Genomic DNA, 26,063 nt, shown 5'->3' on the forward strand with positions numbered 1-26,063 from the left:
CCCTGACCGCCGGACCTGTACGCCAGGACCGGCGGCCGGACACGAATCGTTACTTCAGCAGGTCGGCCCGTCACCGCACCGGGGCGGCCCGTCACTTCACCAGGCCCGCGCGGAGGCGGCTACTTCACCAGGTCAGCGCGGAGATCGTCGAGGACAAGGCCGGCGGCGGTGACGCCGAGCCCCAGGTACCAGGTCTCGTCGGAGACGTCCTTGGCCCGGCCCTCCTTCACCGCGTCCAGCTTCTTCCACAGCGGATTGGACTGCGCGGTGTCGCGCTGGGTCGCCTTCGCGTCGCCGTAGACGCCGGTGAAGATCCAGTCGGCGGCCGCCTCGTCGATCCGCTCCGGGCTGATCTCGGTGGCGAGGTCGTCGATCTGCTGGTTCTTCGGGCGGGGCAGGCCGACGTCCTCCAGGATCGTGCCGATGAACGACGCCTTGGCGTAGAGGCGGAGGCGGTCGGGCATGTAGCGGACCATCGAGACGGTCGGCTTGTCGGCGCCGATGTCCTCGCCGAGCTTCTCCGCCTTCGCCTGGTACGCGGCCAGCGCCGAGTGCGCCCGCTCGGTGCGGTCCAGGGCGGCCGCGTTGAGGAGGTAGTTCTCCTTCCAGGTGAAGCCCGGGCGGATGGAGAACACGGTCGGGGCGATCTTGGACAGCTCGTCGTACTTGTCGGCCGCCCGCAGCTGGCTGCCGAGGATCAGGTCGGGCTTCAGGCCCGCGATCGCCTCCAGGTTGAGGCTGTTGATCGTGCCGACGCTCTTCGGGCTCCCCGCGCCCTTCTCCAGGTAGGAGGGGATGGCCGCGTCGCCCTCGCTGGGCGCGTAGCCGACAGGCTTCAGGCCGAGCGAAACGACGTTGTCGAACTCGCCGACGTCGAGGACGACCACACGCTTCGGGGCCGCCTTGATCTCGCTCTTCCCCATGGCGTGGGTGACGGTACGGGGGAACTCACCGGGCTCGGCCTCGGTGCCGTACGCCGCCGTCTTCCTCGCCGCGTCCGCGAAGTCCTTGCCACCGGTGGCGACGGCCGCCTTCCTGTCGCCGTCCGCACCCTTCCCGTCCGCGTCCCCGCCGCCCCCGCCCCCGCAGGCCGAGAGGGAGAGGGCGGCGGCGACCGCCAGGGCGACTGCGGCGGTACCGCGGGGCCGAAGGGACATCACTTGCTCCTGCTGCTGCGCGTACGTGCGTGGGGGCACGCCTGTTTGGTTAGGGCTGCCTAACCATAGGCGCGGCCACCCCCACCAGCACACCCACCCCCTCCACTTCAGGAGAATCCGGGCATCGCCACCCTTATGCGTGAAGTGAGGTGGCACGTGTTGTCCGGCTGGACGTGCGAAAACTAGCTTTCGTAGCCGGAGGTGACGAGTCCATGACTGCCTGTGCCATCGAAGGTGGACCCGCCGGGGCCGCCACGACGGCGGACCCCGGTCCTGCGGAGTCCGGCGAGCCGGAGGAACCCGTGGTTCCGGCCGAGCCGGGGGAACCGGTCGGGGCGGTTCCGGCCGAGCCCGCCGCCGGGGCCTGGAGCGGTGCGCCCCGCGCCCCGGGGGCCTTCACGCTCACCGCGGACGGTGCGTACGGGGCCCGGCTGACGGCTGCGCCCGGCGCACCGGGCGAGCAGCGGGCCTGGTACCCGGAGCGCTGGACGCTGGACGGGCCCGAGCCCTACGCCGTACCGCTGCCGCTCAACCAGCCCGAGGAGCCGGACGCCCAGGTGGCGCCGCTCGCCGACGGGCGGGTGCTGATCCGGCGGCGGGTGGCGGACCGCCAGATGTTCTCGCTGCTCTACCCGACCGGGCCCGCCACCGGCGAACTCGCCCTCGGCGCGGTCGAGTGCGACGAAATGGCGCTGCTGCCGCCCTCGCCGGACGGCACCAGCGTGTACGCCCTCTCCCCGGGCGACCACTCCTCGCTGCTCTGGCTGGTGGCCGGCGGCGCCTTCGGGCCCGAGCTGGTCGCGGAGATCCCCGGGCACTGCTCGGGCGGGGTCTGGCTGGACCGGGCGGGCCGGATGCTGGCCCTTGACCGGCAGCTGCCGGGCGGCGGGCCGGTGAAGGCGGTCGCCGTGGACCTGGAGCGGAACGGGGAGGTGAGCCCCCTGCTCCAGATCACCCCTTCGAGCGACGACCGGCTGCTGCTGGCCGACGCGGACAGCGGGCTGCTGCTGATCCGCTCGGACGCGCCGGGCCACGACCGGCTCGGCTGGGGCGTCCTCGGCAGCTGCCTGCCGGTGCGCTTCCCGGAGTGCCTGCGCCCGGCGGATGTGGCGGTGACACCGTTCGCGGTGCAGCCGGGCCAGATGCTGATGCCGGAGAGCTGCGCCGTCGCGCTGCGGATCGACGGGGCGGCCGGGAGCTGGGTGGGGATCTGGCGTCCGCAGGGGCGGCGGCTGCACCAGTTCGCGGCGCCGGAGGGCTGGTCGGCGGGGGCCGGTTACTGGAGCCGGGACGGCGTACTTCACCTGCCGTACGCGAACGCCTCGACGCCCTGCGGTGTGGCGCTGTGCGAGGCGCCGGGCGACGAGGAACCGCCTCCGGAGACGGGCGGAGCGGGCGGAACGGAACCGTCCGCGGCCATCACCCCTCCTGTGGTGTGTAAGCCGGTTCCGTTGGGGCAGGCGCCTCTGCACCGGGCGGCGTCGCCTGACTAAACTCGGTGCCCGGGCTACGCAGCCGTACCGGGCGGACGCCGACGGTGACCGCATCGGACGGCGCGCCTGCGGGGCCCGGAGACACGAACACGCGACACACGTACACGCGCATACGTACGTGCGACACAAGTAAGCGATCACAACGGGGTGACTTCCCACATGTCTGAGACCCGCACCGACACGAACACGCCGCGCACGCCGGGGGGCGACGCGGAGGTGACCGGCGGTTCCGGAAAGCACCGAGGGGGTGCGTCGATGGAGAACACGTCGGTGCAGCCGCACGGGCGCCACCGCCGGCCCGCCCAGGAGAAGGCCAGGGCGGCCTGAGCGGCGGCACAGCGAGGGGAGGGGCCCGGTACGGCTGGTCGGCCGTACCGGGCCCCTCTCATGCCCCCTGCTCCCGCTTGAGGCCCAGCACCTCGGCCGCCGCGAACGTCTCGCCGCGGGGCCGGTCCGCGTAGTACGGGGTGATCAGCTCGTCCAGCTCGGCGAAGGTGAACGTCTCCTTCGCCGCGTCGAACGTGGCCGCCACCCTGGGCCGTTCGACGATCGCGACCATGCCCCCGTGGACGACGAGCAGCTGCCCGTTGACCCCGGCGGCGGCCGGTGAGGCGAGATAGCCCACGAGCGGGGACACATGCTCGGGGGCCAGTGCGTCGAGGGTGCCGTCGGCCGGTTCCTGGAAGCCCGCGAACACGTCCTCGGTCATCCGGGTCCGGGCGCGCGGGCAGATGGCGTTGACGGTGACGCCGTACTTGGTCAGAGCGAGGGCGGTGGAGGTGGTGAGGCCGACGATGCCGCCCTTGGCCGCCGCGTAGTTGGGCTGCCCGGCGGAGCCCGCGAGGTACGCCTCCGACGAGGTGTTGACGATCCGCCCGTACACCGGGCCGCCCGCCTCCTTGGAGCGGGAGCGCCAGTGGGCGGCGGCGAAGTGCGTGGTGTTGAAGTGGCCCTTGAGGTGGACCCGGATGACCGCGTCCCACTCGTCCTCGCTCATCGAGAAGATCATCCGGTCGCGCAGGATGCCCGCGTTGTTGACCAGGATGTCCAGCTTCCCGTAGGCGGCGACCGCCAGCTCCACCAGTTCCCGGGCCTGTTCGTGGTCGGACACGTCTCCGAGGTGGGCGGTCGCCCGGCCGCCCGCCGCGCGGATCTCGGCGGCGACCTCCTCGGCGGGGGTGGCCGACGCCTCGCCCGAGCCGTCGCGGCCGGGCTGCCCGTAGTCGTTGACGACGACGGCCGCGCCGAGCCGGGCCAGTTCGAGGGCCTCGGCGCGGCCCAGGCCACGGCCGGCGCCGGTGACGATCGCGGACAGCCCGTCCAGCGGGAGGGGAAGTGACATGGCATTCCTCAACGTCGTTGTTCCGGGGCCGGGTTCAGAGTTCGATGCAGGTACGCAGCGACTCGCCGGTCCGCATCTGGTCCAGGGCGTCGTTGACCTCCTCCAACCGGACCCGGTGGGTGATCATCGACTCCAGGTCGATCCGGCCCGCCCGCCAGAGCGCGATGGCCCGCTCGTAGGAGCGCAGCACGTCCCCGCCGCCGTACATCGAGGGGAGGATGCGCTTCTCGTCGAAGAACAGCTCGAACATGTTGACCTGGAAGTGGTCGTCCATCGCCCCGGCGCCGACCACGCAGAGGGTGCCGCCGCGCCGGGTCTGCTCGTAGGCGGTGCGGGCGGTGGCGGACTTGCCGACGACCTCGAAGACGTAGTCGAAGCCCTCGCCGCCGGTGATGCGCTGCTGGGCGTCGGCCAGCCCGTCGGGGGCGACGGCCTCGGTGGCGCCGAAGCGGAGGGCGGCCTCGCGGCGGGAGGCGACCGGGTCGACGGCGACGATCTGGGCGGCGCCCTGGACGCGCGCCCCCTGGATGGTGGAGATGCCGACGCCACCGCAGCCGATCACGGCGACCGACGAACCGGCCTCCACCTCGGCCGTGTTGATGGCGGCGCCGAGGCCGGTGGTGACCCCGCAGCCGATGAGGGCCGCGATCTCGAAGGGGACGTCGTCGGGGATCGGTACCGCGCAGCCCGCGCCGACGACGACCTCCTCGGTGAAGGTACCGGTGCCCGCGAAGCCGAAGACATCGCCGCCGGGGCGCCTGAAGTTGGGGGTGCCCGCGTTCATGAAGCCCGCCAGGCAGAGCTGGGTCTGGCCGCGCTTGCAGGACGGACAGGCCCCGCAGGCGGGCAGCCAGCAGACGAGGACCCGGTCACCGGCGCTGAGGCCGCTCACCCCGTCCCCGACCTCGACGACCTCGCCCGCGCCCTCGTGACCGGGGATGAAGGGGGCGGGCTGCGGGAGGATGCCGCTCATCGCGGAGACGTCGGAGTGGCAGAGCCCGGTGGCCCGGATGCGGAGCTTGACCTTTCCGGGGCCGAACCCCACCGCCTCGACGTCGTCGAGGACTTCCAGCTTCTCCTGGCCTGTCTCGTGCAGTACGGCTGCGCGCATGGGTGGGGCTCCCCTCGAATCGGCTGCCAAGAATGAGTGCTGCTGGGTTCAGGAGTGTTCGACGAGCGTGTCGGCGAGGACCGGGGCGTCGTCCCGCTCGGCGGCGGTGACCGTCACCTGGACGCGGCCGTCCTCCCCCGTCCACATCCGGATGCGGAGGGACTCGCCGGGGAAGACCACTCCGGCGAAGCGGGTGCGGTAGGCGGTGATCCGGGAGACGTCGCCGTCCAGCAGGGTGTCGGTGACGGCCTTCAGGGTCATGCCGTACGTGCACAGCCCGTGCAGGATCGGCCGGTCGAAGCCCCCGAGCTTGGCGAAGGCGGGGTCCGCGTGGAGCGGGTTCCAGTCCCCGGAGAGCCGGTAGAGCAGCGCCTGGTCCTCGCGGATCGGACGCTCCACCGTGCGGTCGGGGGCCCGGTCGGGGACGGCGAGCCGGTCGGCGGGGCCGCGTTCGCCGCCGAAGCCGCCCTCTCCCCGTACGAAGATCTGGGCGTCGTTGGTCCAGAGCGGACCGTCGTCGTCGCTCGCCTCGGTACGGAGCACGATGACGGCGGCCTTGCCCTTGTCGTACACCGCCGCGACCTTCGAGGTCTGCACGGCCCGGCCGGTGACGGGGATCGGCCGGTGCACACGGACGGTCTGCCCGCCGTGCAGGACGGCGGCGAGGTCCACGTCGATCCCGGGCGCGCCCATCCCGCCGAACGCGGCCGTTCCGGCGCCCGCGACGGTGGCGAAGCTCGGCAGTACCTGGAGCCGGGACTCCAGGGTGTAGCGCAGCTCGTCCGGGTCGGTGGCGGGGGTCCCCGCGCCGAGGCCCAGGTGGTAGAGCTGGACGTCCTTGTGGTTCCAGGCGATCTCGGCTCGGCGGGGGTCGGCGGCGAGGGCCGCTGGGGCATCGATGGGCATGGCGAAGCCGCTCCTTGACGGTGGGAGACCGACGGTGGAGACCTCGGTGCGGCTGTCCGCACCGCCGACCGCACCGAGGCCGCGCGGGGACCGGCAGGGCGCGCCGTCCTAGAACGCGTTCTAGCCGATGGCCCATGTATAACGCAGCCCCCGGACGTTGGGAAGACTGCTGACACTGCGTCAGATGACTGGTGCCCGAGCGCGGTTGGTCAGACCCGCTCCTGCGCCTTCACCTTCGCCGCCTGCTCCTGCCGTACGCGGGGTGTCCGGTGGTTCGGCAGCCACGCCAGCATCACCAGGGCCCCGACCAGCAGCACCCCGCACGCCGTACGGAAAGCCGCGGCATACCCGGCGGTGACCTCGGCCGGGTCGACGGAGCCCGCCGTACGGGCGGCGGCGACCGTGGAGAGCACCGCGAGGCCGAGGGCGCCGCCCATGGTGCGGGAGGTGTTGACCAGGCCGGAGACGAGTCCGGCGTCCCCGGCGGCCGCGCCGGAGGTGGCGAGAGTGGCCAGCGGGGTGGAGGCGAGCCCGGCACCGGCCATCATCAGGACGCCGGGGAACATGATCGCGGTGAGGTAGGAGCCGTCGACGCCCATGGTGGACTGCCAGCCGAATCCGGCGGCGGTGATCAGCACCCCGCCGACGGCGAGGCTCTTGGCTCCCGTACGCCCCATGATCCGGGGCGCGGCCTTGGAGCCGATGATGACGGCGGCCGAGGTCGGCATCAGGGCGAGCCCGGCCTGCAAGGGCGAATAGCCCAGCACGTTCTGGGCGTAGACGGTCATGAAATACCACATGGAGAAGGTCGCCGACCCCATGAGGAACATCGACACGTTGGCCGAGGAGACGGCCCGTACGCCGAACACCCGCAGCGGGATCAGCGGGACCGGCGTCCGCGCCTCGACCAGGACGAACGCGGCCAGCAGCACCACTCCCGACAGCAGCGGCACGAGGGTGGCGGCGGCCGTCCAGCCCTCGGCCTCGGTCTGGACGATGCCGTACGCGGCGGTGGCGAGGCCCGCGGTGACGAGGACGGCGCCCAGCAGGTCGATGCGGCGGCGGTCGCCCGCCCGGCCCTCGGTGATCCACAGGGCGGCGGCGGCCAGGACGAGGGCGCCGACGGGCACGTTGATGAGGAGGACCCAGCGCCAGGAGAAGGCGTCGGTGAGGACCCCGCCGATGAGCCCGCCGGCCGCGCCGCCGCCAGCGCCGACCGCCATCCAGGTCGCTATCGCCTTGGTCCGGGCGGGACCCTCGGGTACGGCGGCGGTGAGGATGGTGAGCGTGGCGGGGGCGAGGACGGCGGCCCCGAGACCCTGCGCCCCCGGGCCGCGAGGAGCTGCCAGCCCTCCTGCGCGAGGCCGCCCGCGAGGGAGGCGGCGGTGAAGACGCCGAGACCGACGAGGAACATCCGCTTGCGCCCGTAGATGTCGGCGGCCCGCCCGCCCAGCAGCATGAACCCGGCGAAGGCGATCGAGTAGGCGTTGACGACCCATTGGAGCGCGCCGTGGCTCAGCCCCAGGTCGGCTTGCATGGAGGGCAGCGCCACATTGACCACGGAGACATCGAGGACGACGAGGAACTGCCCGGTGCAGGCGGCGAGGACGACGGCCCAGGCGCCGGGCCGTATACGGGAGGCGGCCGGCGGGACGGGGGCGGGGGCGGTGACGTCGGACATGAAGGTCATGGTCGCAGGTGGGGCGCGGCCCGTACATCGGGCATGAGTCCCAGGTCTCGGGCCCGGAGCCCTGGACCATGGACGTCGGTCCCGGGACCCCGGACCACGGCCGTCGATCCCGGAGCCCCGGCCCACGGACACCGGTCCCGGATCCCGGGTCCACGGACGTCGATCCCGGGCGGCGGCGCGGCATATCCCCCATATCTCCGCATCAACCACCATAGTGGTGCGCTATGAGTACGGAGAACGCCCCACCGCCCCCCGGCCACTCCCCCCACGATCCGGCGGAATCCGACGACGGCCCCGGCCCGGGAACGGACTCCTCACCGGACCGCGTGGTGGTGGCGATCGGGGCGTTGGGCATCATCGGGATCGTGCTCTGGGCGGCCTTCGGGAAGCACTCCTTCGAGAGCGCGTCGGACGCGGCCCTGCCCTGGGTGCTCTCCAACTTCGCGTGGCTCTTCGTCATCGCCGCCGACGTCTTCCTGGTGCTGTGCCTCATGATCGCCTTCAGCCGCTTCGGCACCATCCGGCTGAGCAGGGACGACTCCCCTCCGGAGTTCTCCAACTTCTCCTGGATCGCCATGATGTTCAGCGCCGGCATGGGGATCGGGCTGATCTTCTACGGCGTCGGGGAGCCGGTCGCGCACTACTTGAGCCCGCCGCCCTCCAGCGGTGCGGAACCGCAGACGGCCGGGGCGGCGAGCGCCGCCATGGAGTACTCCTTCTTCCACTGGACCCTGACTCCCTGGGCGATCTACGGGATCGTGGGCCTGGCGCTGGGGTACGCGAGCTTCCGCCAGGGCCGGGGCAACCGGTTGAGCGCCGTGTTCGTCCCCCTCATCGGCGCGCGCCGGGCCAACGGCGTCTTCGGCAAGGTCCTGGACCTGCTCGCCGTCTTCGCCACCGTCTTCGGCACCGCGACGAGCCTGGGGCTCGGCGCTCTCCAGATCGCCATCGGGCTCGATCTGACGGCCGGTCTCGACCAGAGCACCGGCGTCCAGCTGGTGATCATCGCCGTACTCAGCGCGGCCTTCGTGATCTCCGCCTTCACCGGCCTGCACGGCGGCGTGAAGTGGCTCAGCTCGATCAATCTCGTCATCGCCGCGGCCCTCATGGTCTTCGTCTTCGTCGCGGGTCCGACCGTCTACCTCATGGATGTGCTGCCGTCCTCGGTCGGCGGCTACCTGGACCAGCTCCTCCCCATGGCCTCGCGCACCGGCGCCTTCGGCGGCGAGAGCTGGCTGGGGATGTGGACGATCTTCTACTGGGCCTGGTGGCTGTCCTGGGCCCCCTTCGTCGGCACCTTCATCGCCCGTATCTCCAAGGGCCGCACGATCCGCGAGTTCCTGCTCGCCGTGCTGCTGGTGCCGAGCGGTGCGACCGCCCTGTGGTTCGTGGTGCTCGGCGGGACCGGTATCCGCCTCGCCGAGACCGGGGTGGTCGACATGGCCGAGAAGTCGAAGGAAGGGACGGAGGCGACCCTGTTCGCGATGCTCGACGCCCTGCCGCTCAGCACGGTGACGGCCTGGGTCGCGATGATCCTGATCATGATGTACTTCGTCACCAGCGCGGACTCCGCGTCCCTGGTCATGGGGTCGCTGACCAGCAGGGGCGCCCTGCACCCCAGGCGCTGGCTCGTCGTCACCTGGGGGCTGCTCATGGCGGCGGTCGCGGCGGCTCTGCTGGTGGCCGGCGGGCTGGAGTCGCTCCAGAGCGCGACGATCCTGGTGGCGCTGCCCTTCGTCGTGGTGATGCTCTTCCTGTGCTGGTCCCTGCTGCGGGAGCTGCGCGTCGACCCCGGCGGCGGACCCAAGCGCAGTGAGGGGCTGCACGGCATGCGCGACGCCGTACGCGTCATGGTCGGCGAGGAGATGGGCAACTCCCCGACCTCCCGCCACCACCGCCTTCGCCGCGCCGCCGCGGCCCGTGCGAACGGCGGCGAGGAGGACCGGGACACCCGGAGCTGACGCCGCCGTGGCGCGGTTCAGCCGCGCCGCAGCAGCGTCACCACCGCCGCCCCGCCCAGCCCGATGTTGTGGGCGAGGCCGGTGCGGGCGCCCGGGACCTGGCGCGGGCCCGCCTCGCCGCGCAGCTGCCAGGTCAGCTCGGCGGCCTGGGCGATCCCGGTCGCGCCCAGCGGGTGCCCCTTGGAGATCAGCCCGCCCGACGGGTTGACCACCCACCGCCCGCCGTACGTGGTCGCCCCGGACTCCACGAGCTTGCCCGACTCCCCCTCGCCGCAGAGGCCGAGCGCCTCGTAGGTGAGCAGCTCGTTGATGGAGAAGCAGTCGTGCAGTTCGATCACGTCGAGGTCGCCGGGGCCGAGGCCGGAGCTCTCGTAGACCTGCCGGGCGGCGGCCCGGGACATCGGGGCGCCGACCGCGTCGACGCAGGTGCCGGAGGCGAACGAGGCGTCGGTGTCGGTGGTCATGGCCTGGGCGGCGATCTCCACGGCCCGCTCCCCCAGACCGTGCGCCTCGACGAACCGCTCGGAGACGACCACGGCCGCCGCCGCCCCGTCGGAGGTGGGCGAGCACTGGAGTTTGGTGAGGGGGTCGTGGACGGTACGGGCGGCGAGGACCTCCTCCACCGTGTACGGGTCCTGGAACTGGGCGTACGGGTTGTGCACCGAGTGCCGGTGGTTCTTGGCCCCGACCGCCGCGAGCTGCGCGGGCGTGGTCCCGTACCGCTGCATGTGCTCGCGGGCCGCGTTGCCGAAGATCTGCGCGGTGGGCGGCGACATCTCGAAGCCATGGGCGGCGGCCATGATCCCGTAGTGCCGGGCGACGGGCGAGGAGGCGAGGTCACCGCCGCCTTCCGTGCCGCCGCCCAGCGAGCCGCGCGCCATCTTCTCGAAGCCGACGGCGAGGACGCAGTCGCTGGTGCCGCCCTCGACGAACTGCCGGGCCAGCATCAGGGCGGTGGAGCCGGTGGCGCAGTTGTTGTTGACGTTGTAGACGGGGATGCCGGTGAGCCCCAGCTCGTAGACGGCCCGCTGTCCGGCGGTGGAGGGCTGGAAGCAGTAGCCGACAGGGGCCTGTTCGACCTGGTCGTAGCGGACGCCCGCGTCCTGGAGCGCGGCGGTGCCCGCCTCGCGGACCATGTCGCCGTAACCCCGGTCGCGGGTCTCGGGCTTCTCGAACTTTGTCATGCCGACGCCGACGATGTACGCCTTCATCTTCCGACTCCTCTTCTACGTCCCCGTGGTCAGTCCCGGGGCAGGCCGAGAATCCGCTCGGCGACGACGTTGAGCTGGATCTGGGTGGTGCCGCCCGCGATGGTCAGACAGCGGGACATCAGGAAGCCGTGCAGGGCCCGCTCCCCGGCCGCCGGTTCGTCCACCGCGCCTGCCGGGCCGAGGAGTTCGAGGGTGAGTTCGGCGACCTTCTGCTGGTGGACGGTCTGGACGAGCTTGCGCACCGAGGCCCCGGCGCCCGGTTCGAGGCCGGAGACCTGCTGGAGTGTGGTGCGCAGCCCGACGCAGGCGAGGGCGTGGGCCTCGGCGGCGAGTGCGCCGATACGCGCCCGGGTGGGGTCGTCGAGTCCGCCCGAGCGCGCGATCAGCATCTCCAGCCCGCTGTCGAAGGTCATCTGGTCGGCCATGTGGACGCGTTCGTTGCCGAGCGTGTTGCGGGCGACGCGCCAGCCGCCGCCGACCTCGCCCACGACGGCGTCGGCGGGCAGGAGCACGTCGTCGAAGTAGACCTCGTTGAAGAGGGATTCGCCGGTGATCTCCTTCAGCGGCCGGATGTCGATGCCCCGGGCCCTCTTCATGTCGATCAGGAAGTAGGTCAGCCCCTGGTGCTTGGGCGCGTCCGGGTCGGTTCGGGCGAGCAGGATGCCGTGGTCGGCGGTGCGGGCGGCGCTCGTCCAGACCTTCTGCCCGGTGATCCGCCACCCCTCGTCGGTCCGTACGGCCCGGGTGCGCAGGGCGGCGAGATCCGACCCGGCGCCGGGCTCGGAGAAGAGCTGGCACCACTGGAGGTCGCCACGCAGGGTGGCCGGCAGATAGCGCTCGCGCTGCGCCTGGGTCCCGTACGCGATGAGCGAGGGCACGACCCAGGTGGCGATGGAGAGGTCGCTGAGCCGGATGGACTGCTCCCGCAACTCCTGCTGGATGGCCAGCTGTTGTACGGGGCCCGCACCCAGTCCGTACGGGGCCGGGAGGTGCGGGGCGGCGTAACCGGTGGCGGCGAGGGCGCGGCGGGCCTCGCGGGGCGGCAGGCCCCGGGCAGCGGCGAGGTGGGGGCGGGCCTCGGCTCGGTGGCGGGCGGCCTCGGGCGGGAGCTCCAGGGCGAGTTCGCGGCGGGCGCCCGCTTCGGCGAGGCGGGCGGCGCGCAGCCGGTGGGTGTCGGCGGGGCCGAGGAGCTGGCGGGCGAGGACGGCCCGGCGCAGCTGGAGGTGGGCGTCGTGCTCCCAGGTGAAGCCGATGCCGCCGAGGATCTGGATGGCGTCCTTGGCGCAGCTGTACGCGGCCTCCGGCGCGGTGGCGGCGGCGAGGGCGGCGGTGAGCCCGCGAACGTGGTGCTGCCCGCCGTCGGACCGGGCGGCCTCGTCGGCGGACCGGGCGGCCCCTCCACCGGCGCGGGCCCCCGGGACAGCGGCCTCCTCGTCGGCGGCGCGGGCCGCGTCCCAGGTCAGGGCGCGGGCCTGTTCGAGGCGGACCAGCATGTCGGCGCAGAGGTGCTTGACGGCCTGGAACGCCCCGATGGGCCGCCCGAACTGCTCACGCACGCGGGCGTGTTCGGCGGCCGTGTCCAGGATCCGGGCGGCGGTCCCGCAGGCGTCGGCGGCGAGGAGGACGGCGGCCAGGTCGCGGACGAGCGCGGAGTCGAGGGGCAGGGCCCGGAGCTCCGGTACGAGGACGGCGTCGGCCCGCACCTCCGCAGTCGGCCGGGTCGGGTCGACGCTGCGGTGCGGGCGCACGGTGAGCCCCTCGGCCCCGGCGTCCACGAGGAACCAGAGCACCCCGCCGGACGGATCGGCGGCGGGCAGGAGCAGCAGGTCGGCCGCCTCGCCGGAGAGGACGGGCGGGGCGGCCCCGTCGAGACGGTGGCCGCCCTCGGCCGGGGTGGCGGTGAGGGTGCCGGGGGTGAGGGCGAGAGCGGCGGTACGCTCCCCGGCGGCGAGGCCCCGGAGCAGGTCGCCGGCCCCGGCCCCCGCCGCTCGCCGCACCACAGCCCCCGTCAGCACGGTCGCGAGGTACGGCCCCGGCAGCGACCCGTAGGCCGCCTCCTCCAGGACCACGGCGAGGTCCAGGAGGCCGCCGCCCCCGCCCCGCACCCCTCGGGCAGCTGGATCCCGGTCAGCCCCTGCCCGGCGAGCGCCTCCCAGTACGCGGGGCGCACCCCGCACGGAGCCGGGCTCCCCGCGTCCAGGAGCTTGCGCACCTCGCCGGGCGGGACGGCCCGCGCAAGCCACCCCCGTACGGAGTGCGCCAGCGCGCGGTGCTCCTCGGTGATCCCGATGCCGGTGCCGATACCTGTGCCGATGCCCATGCGCATCCTCGCCGGTCGCAGCCACTGGAACGGCGGCAAGAGTAGAACACGTTTCATTTCGACGGAAGGGCTCGCGGCGAAAGTCCTGACGGCACGTCAGGACATGGGGAGCCCGAACCGGAATAGGGCGCGCCGGGGAAGCGTTCACCATGCACACACTTGGGGGGAGCCCGGGTGGTGACGGCTGCCCGGGAGGCCCCACGGATGCGACGGACGAAACAGATACGGCACGCAGGGGAGCTCCCCGAGCCGCCGAAGACGCGCTCCGCCCCCATCGTGCCGGTCCTCGCCTTCGCGGGGATCACCGTCGCGGTCATGCAGACCCTGCTCGTCCCGGTCATCAAGGACCTGCCGGTCCTGCTGGACACCGACCCGGCCAACGCCACCTGGGTGATGACGGCGACCCTGCTCGCGGGCGCCGTCTCGACCCCGATCATGGGCCGGCTCGGCGACCTCCACGGCAAGCGCCGGATGCTGCTCGCCTCGCTCGCCGTCATGGTGATCGGCTCGCTGGTCTGCGCGTCCACCGACGACCTGGTCGTGATGATCACCGGGCGCGCGCTCCAGGGCTTCGCCATGGGCGCCATCCCGCTCGGCATCGGGATCATGCGCGACGAGCTGCCGCGCGAGAAGCTCGGCTCGGCGATGGCCCTCATGAGCTCGTCGATCGGGGTGGGCGGCGGCCTCGCGCTGCCCGCCGCCGCGCTGGTCGCCCAGCACGCCGACTGGCACGCGCTCTTCCTCGGCTCGGCCGGGCTCGGCGTGCTCGCGATGGCACTGACGTACGCGCTCGTCCCCGAACCCCCGCTCCGCGCCCCCGGGACCTTCGACTTCGTCGGCGCCCTCGGCCTCTCGCTCGGCCTGGTCCTCCTTCTCCTGCCGGTCACCAAGGGCGGCGACTGGGGCTGGACCTCGGCCCTCACCCTCGGCCTGCTCGCGGCCTCCGTCACGGTCCTGGTGACGTGGGGCCTGTTCGAACTGCGCACCCCGGCGCCCCTGGTCGACCTGCGCACCACCGCCCGCCGCGAGGTGCTGCTCACCAACCTCGCCTCGATCATGGTCGGCGTCGCCTTCTACGCGGTCTCCCTGGTCCTGCCGCAGCTGCTCCAGCTCCCCACCTCGACCGGTTACGGCCTCGGGCAGTCCATGGTGGTCGCCGGGCTCTGCGTGGCACCACTGGGCGTGACGATGATGTTCGTCGCCCCGCTCTACGCCCGGATCTCGGCCCGCCGGGGCCCCAAGACCACGCTGATGCTGGGGATGCTGGTCATCGCGATCGGTTACGGGGCCGGGCTCGGACTGCTCAGCGCCGCCTGGCAGACCGTGCTGATCGCGGTCGTGCTGGGCGCCGGGATCGGCCTCGCCTACTCCTCGCTGCCCGCCCTGATCATCGGCGCCGTCGACCCGTCGGAGACCGGTGCGGCCAACGGCCTCAACACCCTGATGCGGTCCATCGGTACGTCGGTGTCGAGTGCGGTCATCGGCATGGTGCTGGCCAACACCTCGGTGACGACGGGCTCGGTCCGGGTCCCGTCGATGGAGGGGTTCCGGATCTCGTTCCTGATCGCCATGGGCGCGGTGCTGGTGGGCCTGGCGCTGGCGGCGTTCCTGCCCTCGCAGCGGCCGTCGGGCCACCCGGTGCTGCTGGCGAGCAGCGCGGCCCCGGCGCCCGCTCCCGCCCCCGCCGGAAGCGCGGCCCGGACCGTACGGCACGATGGGGCGCCGTCGTCAGCAGAACCCGTCCCACCTGGAGGAACCCCGTGACCGCGCCCGCGCCCTCCCCGGAAGTGCTCGCCGCGTTCGAGGCCGCCAAGGGCTTCATGCCGGCCCACGAGGGGCTCGCCCTGTACGCGGCCGCCACCGAGGCCGGGGCGCTGGGGCTGCCCCTGCTGGAGGTGGGCACGTACTGCGGCCGCTCCACGATCCTGCTGGCCGACGCGGCCCGGGCGGCCGGGGTCGGCGCGCTCACCGTGGACCACCACCGGGGCAGCGAGGAGCAGCAGCCGGGCTGGGAGTACCACGACCCGAGCGTGGTGGACCCCGAGGTCGGGCTGATGGACACCCTGCCGACGTTCCGCCGCACCCTGCGCCGGGCCGGGCTGGAGGAGCACGTGGTGGCGCTCGTCGGCCGCTCCCCGCAGGTCGCCGCCGTCTGGGCCGGGCCGCTGGGCCTGGTCTTCATCGACGGCGGGCACACCGACGAGCACGCGAACGCCGACTACGAGGGCTGGGCCCCGCATGTCGCCGAGGGCGGCCTCCTGGTGATCCACGACGTGTTCCCCGACCCGGCCGACGGCGGACAGGCCCCGTACCGCGTGTACCGGCGGGCGCTGGCCTCGGGCGCGTTCACCGAGGTCTCCGTGACGGACTCGCTGCGGGTGCTGCGACGCACGGGCGCGGGTGTCTGAGGCGTACCCGGGTACGCCACCCCCGTACGGATAGCATCGCCGCGTGCCGTACGACGACAGCGTTCCCCCCACCCGCCGCGCCCGGCCGCTCCTCGTGGCCTCCGCACTGGCCGCGCTCTGCCTGACGACCGCCACCGGATGCGGCGGCGGCGAGAGCCCGGACACGACGAACGGGAAGGGCACGGACGCCGCCGCTTCCGGTTCCGCTTCTCCTTCCGGTTCCGTCTCCGCGACGCCGGGCGCGAAGGCCTCCCCCACCGAGCCGCTCCCCCAGGGCCCCTGACCGGCCGGACCGTGGTGATCGACCCGGGCCACAACCCCCGTAACCGTGAGCACTCCGTGGAGATCAACCGACAGGTCGACATCGGCACGGGCCGCAAGGAGTGCGATACGACCGGTACGTCCACGAACGCCGGTTACGCGGAGGCCCTGTTCACCCTCGATGTGTCGCACCGGCTGCGGGAGCTGCTCCAGGCGCGGGGGCCCGGGTCCTGCTGACGCACGACGACGACCGGCCGTTCGGGCCCTGCATCGACGAGCGGGCCCGGATCGGCAACGAGGCGAAGGCCGACGCGGTGGTCTCGGTGCACGCGGACGGCTCGGCGGTGGGCAACCGGGGCTTCCATGTGATCCTGCCCGCAGCGGTGGAGGGCGGCGGGGCGGACACTTCGAAGATCGTGAAGAGTTCGGCCGACCTCGGGGCCCGTATCGCCGGGCATCTCGTCCGCACGACCGGAAGCGCGCCTTCCAATTACATCGGCGGCGGTACCGGACTGGACACCCGCGATGATCTCGGCGGACTGAATCTGTCGACCGTGCCCAAAGTCTTCGTGGAATGCGGCAATATGCGTGACCCGAAGGACGCGGCCCTGCTCACCGACGCGAGTTGGCGCCAGAAGGCGGCCCAGGGAATGGCGGACGGCATCGCCGACCACCTGACGGGGTAGTCCTGACCTCCTGACGGCCCGGTCCGCCCGGCCGGGGAGGGGCGGGGGCCCAGCCGGGAGGGGCGGGCCTGCGGGGATATTGGGGGGATAACTGTTCAAGAAGCGGGCACGGGCACAACCCGCCCGGTCAGACGATAGATTCATCCGTACGATGGGGAGCCACCCCCGAGCTTCATGCCGTGCCCGCCGAACAGGCGGCAGCGACGACCGCCCCGACGAGACGACCGACTAAGGACCTTCACGTGAATATCCGCTCCCTCACTCGAGGCGACGGCGTGGTGATCGGAGCAGCGGTCGTGCTGTTCATCGCCTCTTTCCTCAACCTCGCCAACTACGACTGCCCCGCCGGTGTGGACTGCTCCCGTTTCAACACGAACGCCTGGGACTCCCTCGGACTCCTGATGAGCGTCTACCTCGCCGGAATCATCGGCGCGGCACTGTTGATCGTGAGCCGCATGATGCCGGGCCGTAAGGTCGCCGGGCTCGACCTCGGCCAGTTCGGGGCCGCGTTCACCGTCTTCGCGCTGTGGACCGCGTTCTGGACGATCATCGACGTCAACAGTGCCGGCGCCGGCCTGATCCTCGGCCTGCTGGCGGCCATCGTGCTCGCCGCCGGTGCGGTCGCCGGCCCGCTGGTTCCCGCGCTGAAGGCCCCGCTCGTCGGCGCCCCGAAGCCGGCGCAGGCCGTGCAGCCGCCGCACGGTGGCCAGCCCGGCCAGGGCTACGGCTACCCGGGCGGCCAGCAGCAGCCCTACGGCGGCCAGCCGAGCCAGGGCTACGGCTACCCGGGTGCGCAGACCGGTGGCCAGCCGGGTCAGCCCGGTCAGGCCGACCCGGCGCAGGCCCACGCCCAGCAGGCCGCCCCGCAGGGCGGCGCGGCTCCGGCGGGCGACTTCACCCCGTTCTGGTTCGCCGTTCCGGTGGCCCGCCCGCTGTACGGCGAGGACGGCGCGCCGAACCCGATCGCCGAGCTGGCGCCGGGCACCTGGTACCTCGCGGTGGAGCAGCGCGGTCAGGGCCTCATCGCCCAGACGCAGGACGGCCGTCGCGGTGTGCTCCAGGACACGACGGGCATCCAGCGCGGCTGATCCCGCACGCGTGACACCCGCGGCCCCTCGCCCTTCCGGGCGGGGGGCCGCTGCCGTACAGTCCGTCCCGCACGCTCCTCGTCTGACGGACCGTCACCTGCGGCCGGAGGCAACGGAACCGGAGGCAACGGAATGCGGCTCGGACTGGCACTCGGATACTGGGGCCGCGGCCCGGACCCCGGCCATCTCGCCCTCGCCCAGGAGGCGGAGCGGCTCGGCTACGGTTCGGTGTGGACGGCGGAGGCGTGGGGCTCGGACGCCTTCACCCCGCTGACCTGGATCGCCGCCCACACCTCGCGGATCCGGCTGGGTACGGACATCGCGCAGATGGCGGCCCGTACGCCGACGGCCACGGCCATGCACGCGCTGACCCTGGACCACCTCTCGGGCGGCCGGCTGCTCCTCGGCCTCGGCCTGTCCGGGCCGCAGGTGGTGGAGGGGTGGTACGGCCGCCCGTTCCCGAGGAGCCCCCTCACCGCGACCCGCGAGTACGTCGAGGTGATCCGCCGCGTGCTGGCCCGGCAGGGCCCGGTGGAGGTGGCGGGCCGCTTCCACTCCCACCCGTACACCGGCCCGGACGCCACCGGCCTCGGCAAACCGCTCAAGCCCATCACGCACCCGCTGCGGTCCTCGCTGCCGATCCTGCTGGGCGCGGAGGGCCCGAAGAACATCGCGCAGACGGTGGAGATCGCGGACGGCTGGCTCCCGCTGTACTGGTCCCCGCACCGCACGGACGTGTACGAGGCATCGCTCGCCGGACTCAGCGAGGGCTTCATGATCGCCCCGATGGCCCGGGCACACGTCTGCGACGACGTGGCGGAGGGGCTGCTGCCGGTGAAGGCGATGCTCGGCTTCTACATCGGCGGGATGGGCCACGCGGCCCGCAACTTCCACGCGGACCTGATGGGGCGGATGGGGTTCGAGGAGGAGGCCCGGCGCATCCAGGACCTCTTCCTCCAGGGCCGCAAGGAGGAGGCGATCCAGGCGGTCCCGGACACCTTCGCCGACGAGATCTCCCTGATCGGCCCGCGCGCCCGGATCGCGGAGAAGCTGGCGGAGTGGCGCAAGGGCCCGGTGACCGACCTCCTGCTCACCGCCCCGGACCCGCACACGCTGCGGGTGCTGGCCGAGCTGAACGCCTAGCCGGCCGGGCTCACCCGAACGACGACCGGTCCAGCCAGAAGTCCAGCAGCTCCGCGTCGCCGAGCACCTCCACCCGCTCACTCGCCGGCTCCAGGCGGCGGTTGAAGACGAGCATCAGGTCGGTGAGCGGGCCGCGCAGGGCGACCGTCGCCTTCTCGTGCGCGTGCCGCCAGGTGAAGCGGTCCTCGCCGAACTCGATCAGCCACTCCGCACCCGGTACGTCGGTGGCGTGCAGGTGCAACGAGCGCCCGCCGCCACGCAGTTCGTCCGCCTCCGGGTCGCCGCCCTCCTGGGCGAAGGAGACGATCCGCAGCCATTCGTCGATGGTGTCGGCGGCCACCTCGGGGTCGACCGTGTAGGGGACCCGCGCGGCGAGCGCCGCGTCCGCCCGGTGCACCGCCGTCTCGTGCGTCATGCGCCGCGCCCAGAACGCCGTACGCCGCTCCCACGCCCAGGTCCACACCTCGGCGTCCGGCCCCGCCTCCCGCAGCGCGGCGACGGTGGCGGCCGCCCCATCGGCGAGCCAGCCGTCCAGCGCGTCCGGGTCGTCGGTCCCGGGCCCCTCGAACCCCGGAACCTTCTCCTCCGGAACGTCCGCGGCGGCCCGCCCGCGCACGATCTCGCCGACCCAGCGGTGGGCGCCGCCGACATGCACGGCCAGCTCCCGCAGGTTCCAGTCGGGGCAGGTGGGGACGGTCGAGGCGAGGTCCGCGCCCCTGAGCGTCGCGCGCAGGGCGTCGGTCTGGGCCAGGACCTCGTCGCAGTAACGGCCGTACGGAAGAAGCGTCATGCCCGGGACCCTAACCGGGCCGCGGAAGCGGGTCACCTCGATAACCGACCGCGGGGCGGCAGCCACCGGGCAACCGCTATCCGGTCAGCTGCGAGGTCGAGGGGACCTTCTCCTTCACCTCGGCGCCCGCGTCCTTCCCTGCGTTCTTGATGCTGTCGATGACGCTCTCGAAGGCCCCGATGTCCCCCTCGCCCGCCTTCCCGTCGCGGAGCTTGGTGGCCATCCCCTTGAGCGACTCGATCCCGGCCGTCAGCGGGGCGACGGCCTTCGACAGCAGCGGGTCGCCCTTGGCGTTCTCCGCGGCCGCCTTGAGCCGGTTGTACGCGAACCCGCCCGCGAGCCCGGCCTTGACGAGGGCGAAGCGGCGCCCCTCGGCCCCCTTCTTGAAGGTCCCGGCCCGGTACGGCTTCACGATCCACTGGTACGTCGCCCCGGCCGCGAGCCCCGCGTTGGCCACGAAGCGGGTCTTGGCCAGCCGCTGCTTCTCGGTGGAGGCGGACGGGCTGGCGGCGGGGGCGGACGCGGAGGCACTCGCACCGGTGCGCACCCCCGTACCGGTCGCGCTGCCGGAATCACCGGAGTCACCGCACGCGGTGGCGGAGACCAGGACGGCGCAGGCGAGCAGGAGCGCCACCAGCGGGCGACGGATCGGTACGGAACGGGTCACAGCGGCCTCCCGGGCAGGGCGCGTCACGGGGAGTGACGAACCTCGGCACTCCCGGTCAGACTCGCCCGGCCCCGCACGGCCCGCCACCCGGTACCGCCATTCGGGTTTCACTGAGGGTAAAGCGGTAACCAGGACCCCATGTCCTACAGAACCCGTTCTTCTGGCAGCAGTTCAGCGGCGAGGATCATCGCCGTCGTGGCCGACATCCTGGCCTTCATCATCATTCTCTGGATCCTGATGTACCTGCTGGACGCCAACCGGGGCAACGACTTCGTGCAGTGGGTGCACGACGCGGCCACCTGGCTGGCGGGCTGGTCGTACGACCTGTTCACGTTCGACGCGGCATGGGCGCGGGTCGTGGCCGGTTACGGTCTCGCGGCCGTGGTCTACCTGTTCATCGGGCACGCCATCGCCGGCCGGATCCGCCGCTGACGGCGGGCCGGCCGCACCAACGGTCAGCGCCTACCGGCTACCGGCAGCAGTCCGGCTCCAGGCCGACCGGCAGCCGCTCCCCGGAGAAGACCGCGGTGGTCGCCTCGTCCCCCCGAGTGCGGCCACCGCCAGCAGGAGGGAGCCCGCCGTCCAGGTGGTGAGCTCCTCGGGCCAGAAGGCCTTGTTGCCCTCGAAGACGTATCCCGTCCAGTACAGCCCGCCCTCGGCGCGCAGGTGCTGGATCGACTGGAGGATCTCCAGGGCCCGGTCCGATTCCCCGGTCACCCAGAGGGCGAGGGCGAGTTCGCAGCTCTCGCCGCCGGTGACCCAGGGGTTGGGCAGCACACAGCGCACCCCGAGGCCGGGGACGACGAAGCGGTCCCAGCCCTCCTGGATACGGGCGGTGGCCTCGGCCCCGGTGACGGCGCCGCCGAGGACCGGGTAGTACCAGTCCATCGAGTAGCGGTTCTTGTCGAGGAAGCGCTCGGGGTGGTCGCGGATCGCGTGGGCCAGCGCCCCGGTCGCCAACTCCCAGTCCGGCTGCGGCTCTTCGCGCCGCTCGGCGATGGCCAGCGCACAGCGCAGCGCCTGGTGGACGGAGGACGAGCCGGTCAGCAGCGCGTCGTTCACGGCCGTCCCGTCCGCCTCCCGCTTCCAGCCGATCTGCCCGCCGGGCTGCTGGAGCCGGAGCACGAACTCGATCGCCGCGAAGACCGTGGGCCACATCCGGTCGACGAACGCGTCGTCCCCGGTGGCGAGATAGTGGTGCCAGACACCGACGGCCACGTACGCGCAGAAGTTGGTCTCACGGCTGAGGTCGGTCGGCTGTCGCGGGTCGCCGTCGTGGTAGGCGGCGTACCAGGAACCGTCGCCGTTCTGGTGGCGGGCCAGCCAGTCGTAGGCGCGCGCCGCCGCCTCGTGCTCGCCTGCCGCGTCCAGCGCCATCGCGGCCTCGGTGTGGTCCCACGGGTCGAGGTGGTGGCCCCGGAACCAGGGCAGCGCCCCGTCCTCGCGCTGTACGGCCAGGAGCGCGGCGACGGTCTCGGCGGCCTCGGCGGCGGTCAGGACCCCGGGAAGGACAAGGTGCTCGGTCTGTTCGGGAGTGCTCACGCCTCGGCCTTCGGAAGGTGCGGCTTGGTGGCGTACGCGACGAAGCTCTTGCCGACGACCGGGTTGAGCAGCTGCTCGGCGACCCGGGTGGCGAGCGGCTTCTTCATGATGTCCCAGACCAGGAGCTTGTGGTACGCCCGCACCGGCAGCGCCTTGTCGTTGTCGACGCCGAAGGCGCACTTCAGCCACCAGTAGGGCGAGTGCAGGGCGTGGGCGTGGTGGGTGCCGTACGGCTTGAGCCCGGCCTCGCGTATGCGGGCGAGGAGCTGGTCGGCCTTGTAGATGCGGATGTGCCCGCCCTCGACCTCGTGGTACGCGTCGGAGAGGGTCCAGCAGATCTTCTCGGGGCCGTAGCGCGGGACGGTGACGGCGATGCGGCCGCCTGGCTTGAGGACCCGGACCATCTCGGCGAGGACGCCCTTGTCGTCCGGGATGTGCTCCATGACCTCGGAGATGATCACGACGTCGAAGGAGTCGTCGGGGAACGGCAGGTTGAGGGCGTCACCCTCCATCGCGGTGGCGGTGGCACCCTCGGGGGCCTCACCGGCCTCCTTCATCGCCGCGAACCACTTGGCGACCTCGCGGATCTCCTCGGCGTTCTGGTCCAGGGCGACGACCTGCGCGCCGCGCCGGTAACACTCGAAGGCATGCCGGCCGGCACCGCAGCCCAGGTCGAGCACTCGGTCGCCTGCGGCGAGCGGGAAGCGGGTGAAGTCGACGGTCAGCACGAGGGCCTGCCTTCGAGGTCGGAGGTACGGGTTCAGGAAAGCGGGTTACGGCCGCCGGGACACGGCATCGCCGTCACCTGCGGGCCGCGGCTTCGCGGACGGCGATCGCCTGACGGTACAGCTCGGCCGTTCCGGCGGCCGCCCGGGCCCAGGTGAAGTTGGCCAGTACCCGCTCCCGGCCCGCCGCGCCCAGCCGGGCGCGCAGCTCAGGGTCGGCGAGCAGCCGGGCGAGCGCCCCGGCCAGCGCGTCCGCGTCCCCCGGGGGCACGGCGAGGCAGCTCTCCCCGTCGCGGCCGGAGACCTCGGGGATCGCTCCGCCGGTGGTGGCGACGAGGGGGTGCCGGTGGCCATGGCCTCGGCGGCGGGCAGCGAGAACCCCTCGTACAGCGACGGCACACAGGAGACCTGGGCGCTGCGCACCAGGCCGACCAGCTCGGCGTCGCTGATGCCCTTGACGAACTCGACGGCGTCGGTGAGCCCGTGCCGCTCGATGGCCCGGGCGACCGGCCCGTCCTCGGCCCGCTTGCCGACGACGACGAGGTGGGCGGCGGGGTTCTCCGTACGGAGCTTGGCGAGCGCGTCGACGAGGTGGACCAGGCCCTTGAGGGGGACGTCGGCGCTGGAGGTGGTGACGATGCGGCCCGGCACCTCGGCGACCGAGGGGTCGGGCGACCAGAGGCCGGTGTCGGCGCCGATGTGGACGACGCTGATCCGGTCCGCGCGTACGCCGAGGTCCTCGACGATCTCGGCACGGGAGGAGCCGGAGACGGTGAGGACGGTGTCCAGCTTGCGGGCGACGCGCTTCTGCATCCGGGTGAAGGCGTACCAGCGGCGTACGGAGGCGCGTCGGCGGCGGCTGGTGGCGGCCGCCAGGTCGAGTCTGCGGTCCACGGTGATGGGGTGGTGGATCGTCGTCACGAGCGGGGCCCCGAGGTCGCCGAGGAGCCCGTAACCGAGGGTCTGGTTGTCGTGGACGACGTCGAACTCGCCGCGCCTGGCCAGGAGATGGCGGCGGGCGCGGAGGCTGAAGGTGAGCGGTTCGGGGAAGCCGCCGGTCCACATGGTGGCGACCTCGGCCAGGTCGACCCAGTCCCGGTACTCGCCCCACTTCGGCGTACGGAACGGGTCGGGCTGCCGGTAGAGGTCGAGGCTGGGGAGCTCGGTGAGCGGAACGCCCTCGTCCAGCACGGGGTAGGGCTGCGCGCCGATGACCTCGACGCTGTGGCCCAGCCGCGCGAGCTCCCGCCCGAGGTGGCGCACGTAGACGCCCTGGCCACCGCAGAACGGGTTGCCCTTGTACGTGAGGAGCGCGATGCGCAGCGGCCGGTCACCGGCCCCGTCGGAGGAGCTGCTGTCGCCCGTGCGGGGACTCGTCTCTATGGCCTCAGCGGTCACACTCGGCCCCCTTCTGACTGCGTGTTCGCCGGAGCGTAACCGGTAGCGCTAATCTAGAACAAGTTCCAGACTTCATCGTTCGACGTGCATCGAATCTACCGGCAGGTAGCGACGGTGTGAGGTCCGGAACAGGTGATTCGCGCCACGGCGGGCGCCCTGGCATGCTGTGCGCGCCCGGACGCATTCGGTACGTCGGCCCGGGCGCGGGATCAACGCCATGGAACGTGAACGGGGACAGCATGACCACTCACGGATCGCGGAGGGGGGCGGCATGACCGCGGACGCCAGACCGGTGGCGCAGCCGCCGACGGACCGCGCGACACCGCCGCTCACCGAGCGGCAGGAGGCCCGCCGCCGCCGCATCCTGCACGCCAGCGCCCAACTCGCCAGCCGTGGCGGGTTCGAGGCGGTGCAGATGCGCGAGGTGGCGGAGGCGGCCGGGGTCGCCCTGGGCACCCTCTACCGCTACTTCCCCTCCAAGATCCACCTGCTGGTCGCCACCATGCAGGACCAGCTCCAGCACATGCACACCACGCTCCGCAAGCGCCCCCCGGCCGGGGACGACGCGGCCCAGCGGGTCGCCGAGACGCTGATGCGCGCCTTCCGCGCCCTCCAGCGCGAACCGCACCTGGCGGACGCCATGGTCCGCGCCCTGACCTTCGCGGACCGCAGCGTGAGCCCCGAGGTGGACACGGTCTCCCGCCTCACGACGGCGATCATCCTGGACGCGATGGGCCTGGAGCACCCGACGCCGGAGCAGCTCTCGGCGGTCCGGGTCATCGAGCACACCTGGCACTCGGCGCTGATCACCTGGCTGTCGGGCCGGGCGTCGATCGCCCAGGTCAAGATCGACATCGAGACGGTCTGCCGCCTGATCGACCTGACCGAGGAGAGCGGATCGGCCCCATGGCGTGGGTAGTGGGAGCAGGACTGCTCCTGGGGTTGCTGATGATCGCCATGGGGACGGCCGCGCTCCGGACAGGCTGGATCGTGCCCACCGCGCGCCGCCATGTGACGAGGCCCCGGCTTCACGGATGCGGCGTCCTGCTCATGGGCGCCACCCTGGCCGTGCAGAGCCTCACGTACTTCGGGGCCCTGCCGAGCCCTTCCCCTCAGGCCCGCTCCGCCGGCGGGAACGCGCTGCTGCTCGGCGGGATGCTCCTGCTGCTCGTCAGCCAGTCGCTGCCGAGGCGGCGGGACAGCCCTGCCGGGGCCCGTCCGGATCAGGGCTGAGGGGCTCCCCGCCGGCGAGCGACGCCGGGGAGGGGACCGGGCAGGCGAGGGCCACCACGGCCGCACGCCGCCGGTCCGTCCACGAGGTCAGCCGTACGTCGTCGGCCCCGGCCTTGAACCGGGCCTCGCGGCGGACCCACAGCCGCAGCAGTGCGGGGCCGGGGTCCGGCTCGGCGCAGGCGGCCTCCACGTCGGCCGCGGGCAGCAGCAGCCGCAGGACGGACAGGGGCCCCGGCCGCCGGGTCAGCGGCTCCACGTCGATGCCGACCGGCGCGGGCCCGGCCACCGCCGCCACCAGACCGTCGGCGTGGCTGTAGCTGACGCCCAGGCCGGGGCGGCCCGGGAGGTACGGCCGCCCGTGCCCCTCCTGACCGCAGCCGGGGCAGCGCTGGGCCGGCTCCGCCTCCCCGGGCGGCAGCCCGGTGGCCCGGGAGACGGCCAGCCGCAGCAGCAGCCGGGCCGCCACCACGTCGTCGCGCCGGGCCGGCACCCGGATGCCCGCCAGCCGACGGCGTTCCCACGGGGCCAGCATGGCCTCGTCCACCTCCCGGCAGGACAGCACCTCCGCGGTGGTGGCCACCAGGACGACGGTGGCCGGGTCCTGCCCGTACGGCGCAGGCGGGCGGGTCACCGTCGGCCGCTCACTCCGCCGCCGCCTCCGCGAGACCGGCGGAGCCGAGGAAGCGCTCGCCGACGCGCGTGAGGGTGCGGAAGTCGTCGATGGTGACCTCCTGGAGGTCGATGGTGGCGCCCGATATCTCCTCCAGGAGATCGATGAACTCCAGGAAGTCCATCGAATCGATGAGGCGGGCCTCGATGAGGTCCTCGTCGGCGGCGATGGGGCCGTCGAGTCCGGGGTTCTTCTCGTGGAGCCACGCGATGACTTGTTCCATGGGGAGATCGCTCCTCTTGCTGTTCCGCCGGCCGGGGC

General features: G+C 72.9%; 20 protein-coding genes and 5 pseudogenes. 11 read left to right on the forward strand and 14 right to left on the reverse strand.

The window, feature by feature from the left end:
- Window positions 1–119: 119 nt before the first annotated feature.
- Window positions 120–1,157, reverse strand: a complete 1,038-nt coding sequence (locus tag D6270_RS08560) for an ABC transporter substrate-binding protein (RefSeq protein ID WP_109165963.1) — start codon at window positions 1,155–1,157, stop codon at window positions 120–122.
- A gap of 212 nt (window positions 1,158–1,369) precedes the next feature.
- Between D6270_RS08560 and D6270_RS08565 the strand changes: the two genes are divergently transcribed.
- Both D6270_RS08565 and D6270_RS32475 read left to right on the forward strand, forming a co-directional pair.
- Window positions 1,370–2,650: a hypothetical protein gene (locus D6270_RS08565; RefSeq protein WP_109165962.1), complete on the forward strand. Its 1,281-nt coding sequence runs from the start codon at window positions 1,370–1,372 to the stop codon at window positions 2,648–2,650.
- Window positions 2,651–2,809: 159 nt separating this feature from the next.
- On the forward strand, window positions 2,810–2,977 hold the full coding sequence (locus tag D6270_RS32475) for a hypothetical protein (protein ID WP_158650488.1): 168 nt from the start codon (window positions 2,810–2,812) through the stop codon (window positions 2,975–2,977).
- Window positions 2,978–3,035: 58 nt separating this feature from the next.
- Here D6270_RS32475 and D6270_RS08570 read toward each other — a convergent pair whose 3' ends face one another.
- The 4 genes and pseudogenes from D6270_RS08570 to D6270_RS08585 form a co-directional block, all read right to left on the reverse strand.
- Complete coding sequence (locus D6270_RS08570) at window positions 3,036–3,992, reverse strand: 3-oxoacyl-ACP reductase (protein WP_109165961.1); 957 nt, start codon at window positions 3,990–3,992, stop codon at window positions 3,036–3,038.
- Between the two features lie 34 nt (window positions 3,993–4,026).
- Window positions 4,027–5,103, reverse strand: a complete 1,077-nt coding sequence (locus tag D6270_RS08575; protein ID WP_109165960.1) for a Zn-dependent alcohol dehydrogenase — start codon at window positions 5,101–5,103, stop codon at window positions 4,027–4,029.
- A gap of 48 nt (window positions 5,104–5,151) precedes the next feature.
- On the reverse strand, window positions 5,152–6,009 hold the full coding sequence (locus D6270_RS08580) for an enoyl-CoA hydratase ChsH3 (RefSeq protein ID WP_109165959.1): 858 nt from the start codon (window positions 6,007–6,009) through the stop codon (window positions 5,152–5,154).
- 209 nt (window positions 6,010–6,218) lie between these two features.
- A pseudogene (locus tag D6270_RS08585) lies at window positions 6,219–7,699 on the reverse strand (MFS transporter).
- Window positions 7,700–7,923: 224 nt separating this feature from the next.
- On the opposite strand from D6270_RS08585, the gene D6270_RS08590 reads away from it, so the two are divergent.
- Window positions 7,924–9,660, forward strand: coding sequence for a BCCT family transporter (locus D6270_RS08590; protein WP_109165957.1), 1,737 nt, complete (start codon window positions 7,924–7,926; stop codon window positions 9,658–9,660).
- A 17-nt stretch (window positions 9,661–9,677) separates the two neighbouring features.
- Here D6270_RS08590 and D6270_RS08595 read toward each other — a convergent pair whose 3' ends face one another.
- Both D6270_RS08595 and D6270_RS08600 read right to left on the reverse strand, forming a co-directional pair.
- The gene (locus D6270_RS08595) at window positions 9,678–10,871 is read right to left on the reverse strand and encodes a lipid-transfer protein (RefSeq protein WP_109165956.1); all 1,194 of its coding nucleotides are present in this window, start codon (window positions 10,869–10,871) and stop codon (window positions 9,678–9,680) included.
- 29 nt (window positions 10,872–10,900) lie between these two features.
- Window positions 10,901–13,197: pseudogene (locus D6270_RS08600) on the reverse strand (acyl-CoA dehydrogenase).
- Window positions 13,198–13,395: 198 nt separating this feature from the next.
- On the opposite strand from D6270_RS08600, the gene D6270_RS08605 reads away from it, so the two are divergent.
- The 5 genes and pseudogenes from D6270_RS08605 to D6270_RS08625 all read left to right on the forward strand — a co-directional run bounded on the left by D6270_RS08605 (window position 13,396) and on the right by D6270_RS08625 (window position 18,777).
- A complete protein-coding gene (locus D6270_RS08605; protein ID WP_109165955.1) occupies window positions 13,396–14,955 on the forward strand; it encodes an MFS transporter in 1,560 nt (519 codons plus the stop codon).
- A 56-nt stretch (window positions 14,956–15,011) separates the two neighbouring features.
- Window positions 15,012–15,599 (forward strand): class I SAM-dependent methyltransferase, encoded by a 588-nt coding sequence (locus D6270_RS08610; RefSeq protein WP_202418483.1) that lies wholly within the window; start codon window positions 15,012–15,014, stop codon window positions 15,597–15,599.
- Between the two features lie 43 nt (window positions 15,600–15,642).
- Window positions 15,643–16,546 (forward strand): annotated as a pseudogene (locus D6270_RS08615) (N-acetylmuramoyl-L-alanine amidase).
- A 275-nt stretch (window positions 16,547–16,821) separates the two neighbouring features.
- Window positions 16,822–17,634 carry a DUF5336 domain-containing protein gene (locus D6270_RS08620; protein ID WP_225976794.1) on the forward strand — a complete coding sequence of 271 codons (813 nt, stop codon included), beginning with the start codon at window positions 16,822–16,824 and terminating at the stop codon, window positions 17,632–17,634.
- 132 nt (window positions 17,635–17,766) lie between these two features.
- A complete protein-coding gene (locus D6270_RS08625; RefSeq protein ID WP_109165951.1) occupies window positions 17,767–18,777 on the forward strand; it encodes an LLM class F420-dependent oxidoreductase in 1,011 nt (336 codons plus the stop codon).
- A 10-nt stretch (window positions 18,778–18,787) separates the two neighbouring features.
- On the opposite strand, the gene D6270_RS08630 is transcribed toward D6270_RS08625, so the two are convergent.
- Window positions 18,788–19,567, reverse strand: coding sequence for a maleylpyruvate isomerase family mycothiol-dependent enzyme (locus D6270_RS08630; RefSeq protein ID WP_109165950.1), 780 nt, complete (start codon window positions 19,565–19,567; stop codon window positions 18,788–18,790).
- Window positions 19,568–19,643: 76 nt separating this feature from the next.
- Window positions 19,644–20,234, reverse strand: coding sequence for a hypothetical protein (locus D6270_RS08635; RefSeq protein WP_109165949.1), 591 nt, complete (start codon window positions 20,232–20,234; stop codon window positions 19,644–19,646).
- Window positions 20,235–20,372: 138 nt separating this feature from the next.
- Between D6270_RS08635 and D6270_RS08640 the strand changes: the two genes are divergently transcribed.
- A complete protein-coding gene (locus D6270_RS08640; protein ID WP_015608233.1) occupies window positions 20,373–20,666 on the forward strand; it encodes a hypothetical protein in 294 nt (97 codons plus the stop codon).
- A 37-nt stretch (window positions 20,667–20,703) separates the two neighbouring features.
- Here D6270_RS08640 and D6270_RS08645 read toward each other — a convergent pair.
- The 3 genes and pseudogenes from D6270_RS08645 to D6270_RS08655 all read right to left on the reverse strand — a co-directional run bounded on the left by D6270_RS08645 (window position 20,704) and on the right by D6270_RS08655 (window position 23,899).
- A pseudogene (locus tag D6270_RS08645) lies at window positions 20,704–21,776 on the reverse strand (prenyltransferase).
- Window positions 21,773–22,504 (reverse strand): class I SAM-dependent methyltransferase, encoded by a 732-nt coding sequence (locus D6270_RS08650; protein ID WP_109165947.1) that lies wholly within the window; start codon window positions 22,502–22,504, stop codon window positions 21,773–21,775. The pseudogene D6270_RS08645 and the gene D6270_RS08650 overlap by 4 nt, the downstream one beginning before the upstream one ends.
- 73 nt (window positions 22,505–22,577) lie before the next feature.
- Window positions 22,578–23,899 (reverse strand): annotated as a pseudogene (locus D6270_RS08655) (glycosyltransferase family 4 protein).
- Window positions 23,900–24,170: 271 nt separating this feature from the next.
- Here D6270_RS08655 and D6270_RS08660 point away from each other — a divergent pair.
- Together D6270_RS08660 and D6270_RS08665 are read left to right on the forward strand one after the other, a co-directional pair.
- Complete coding sequence (locus tag D6270_RS08660) at window positions 24,171–24,818, forward strand: TetR family transcriptional regulator (protein ID WP_109165945.1); 648 nt, start codon at window positions 24,171–24,173, stop codon at window positions 24,816–24,818.
- Complete coding sequence (locus D6270_RS08665) at window positions 24,806–25,132, forward strand: hypothetical protein (protein WP_225976795.1); 327 nt, start codon at window positions 24,806–24,808, stop codon at window positions 25,130–25,132. The genes D6270_RS08660 and D6270_RS08665 overlap by 13 nt, the downstream gene beginning before the upstream one ends.
- Here D6270_RS08665 and D6270_RS08670 read toward each other — a convergent pair.
- Both D6270_RS08670 and D6270_RS08675 read right to left on the reverse strand, forming a co-directional pair.
- Window positions 25,071–25,763 (reverse strand): 4'-phosphopantetheinyl transferase family protein, encoded by a 693-nt coding sequence (locus D6270_RS08670; protein ID WP_225976796.1) that lies wholly within the window; start codon window positions 25,761–25,763, stop codon window positions 25,071–25,073. The two genes, D6270_RS08665 and D6270_RS08670, sit on opposite strands and share 62 nt — an antisense overlap.
- Before the next feature lie 10 nt (window positions 25,764–25,773).
- Window positions 25,774–26,025, reverse strand: coding sequence for an acetyl xylan esterase (locus D6270_RS08675; RefSeq protein WP_109165944.1), 252 nt, complete (start codon window positions 26,023–26,025; stop codon window positions 25,774–25,776).
- Window positions 26,026–26,063: the final 38 nt, after the last annotated feature.

It is taken from the genome of Streptomyces griseus subsp. griseus, assembly GCF_003610995.1.
Lineage (GTDB): Bacteria > Actinomycetota > Actinomycetes > Streptomycetales > Streptomycetaceae > Streptomyces.

Coding starts and splice junctions, on each gene's coding strand:
- D6270_RS08560 (WP_109165963.1), bottom strand. CDS start 1,157: ATGTCCCTTCGGCCCCGCGGTACCGCCGCAGTCGCCCTGGCGGTCGCC.
- D6270_RS08565 (WP_109165962.1), top strand. CDS start 1,370: ATGACTGCCTGTGCCATCGAAGGTGGACCCGCCGGGGCCGCCACGACG.
- D6270_RS32475 (WP_158650488.1), top strand. CDS start 2,810: ATGTCTGAGACCCGCACCGACACGAACACGCCGCGCACGCCGGGGGGC.
- D6270_RS08570 (WP_109165961.1), bottom strand. CDS start 3,992: ATGTCACTTCCCCTCCCGCTGGACGGGCTGTCCGCGATCGTCACCGGC.
- D6270_RS08575 (WP_109165960.1), bottom strand. CDS start 5,103: ATGCGCGCAGCCGTACTGCACGAGACAGGCCAGGAGAAGCTGGAAGTC.
- D6270_RS08580 (WP_109165959.1), bottom strand. CDS start 6,009: ATGCCCATCGATGCCCCAGCGGCCCTCGCCGCCGACCCCCGCCGAGCC.
- D6270_RS08590 (WP_109165957.1), top strand. CDS start 7,924: ATGAGTACGGAGAACGCCCCACCGCCCCCCGGCCACTCCCCCCACGAT.
- D6270_RS08595 (WP_109165956.1), bottom strand. CDS start 10,871: ATGAAGGCGTACATCGTCGGCGTCGGCATGACAAAGTTCGAGAAGCCC.
- D6270_RS08605 (WP_109165955.1), top strand. CDS start 13,396: ATGCGACGGACGAAACAGATACGGCACGCAGGGGAGCTCCCCGAGCCG.
- D6270_RS08610 (WP_202418483.1), top strand. CDS start 15,012: ATGCCGGCCCACGAGGGGCTCGCCCTGTACGCGGCCGCCACCGAGGCC.
- D6270_RS08625 (WP_109165951.1), top strand. CDS start 17,767: ATGCGGCTCGGACTGGCACTCGGATACTGGGGCCGCGGCCCGGACCCC.
- D6270_RS08630 (WP_109165950.1), bottom strand. CDS start 19,567: ATGACGCTTCTTCCGTACGGCCGTTACTGCGACGAGGTCCTGGCCCAG.
- D6270_RS08640 (WP_015608233.1), top strand. CDS start 20,373: ATGTCCTACAGAACCCGTTCTTCTGGCAGCAGTTCAGCGGCGAGGATC.
- D6270_RS08660 (WP_109165945.1), top strand. CDS start 24,171: ATGACCGCGGACGCCAGACCGGTGGCGCAGCCGCCGACGGACCGCGCG.
- D6270_RS08665 (WP_225976795.1), top strand. CDS start 24,806: ATGGCGTGGGTAGTGGGAGCAGGACTGCTCCTGGGGTTGCTGATGATC.
- D6270_RS08675 (WP_109165944.1), bottom strand. CDS start 26,025: ATGGAACAAGTCATCGCGTGGCTCCACGAGAAGAACCCCGGACTCGAC.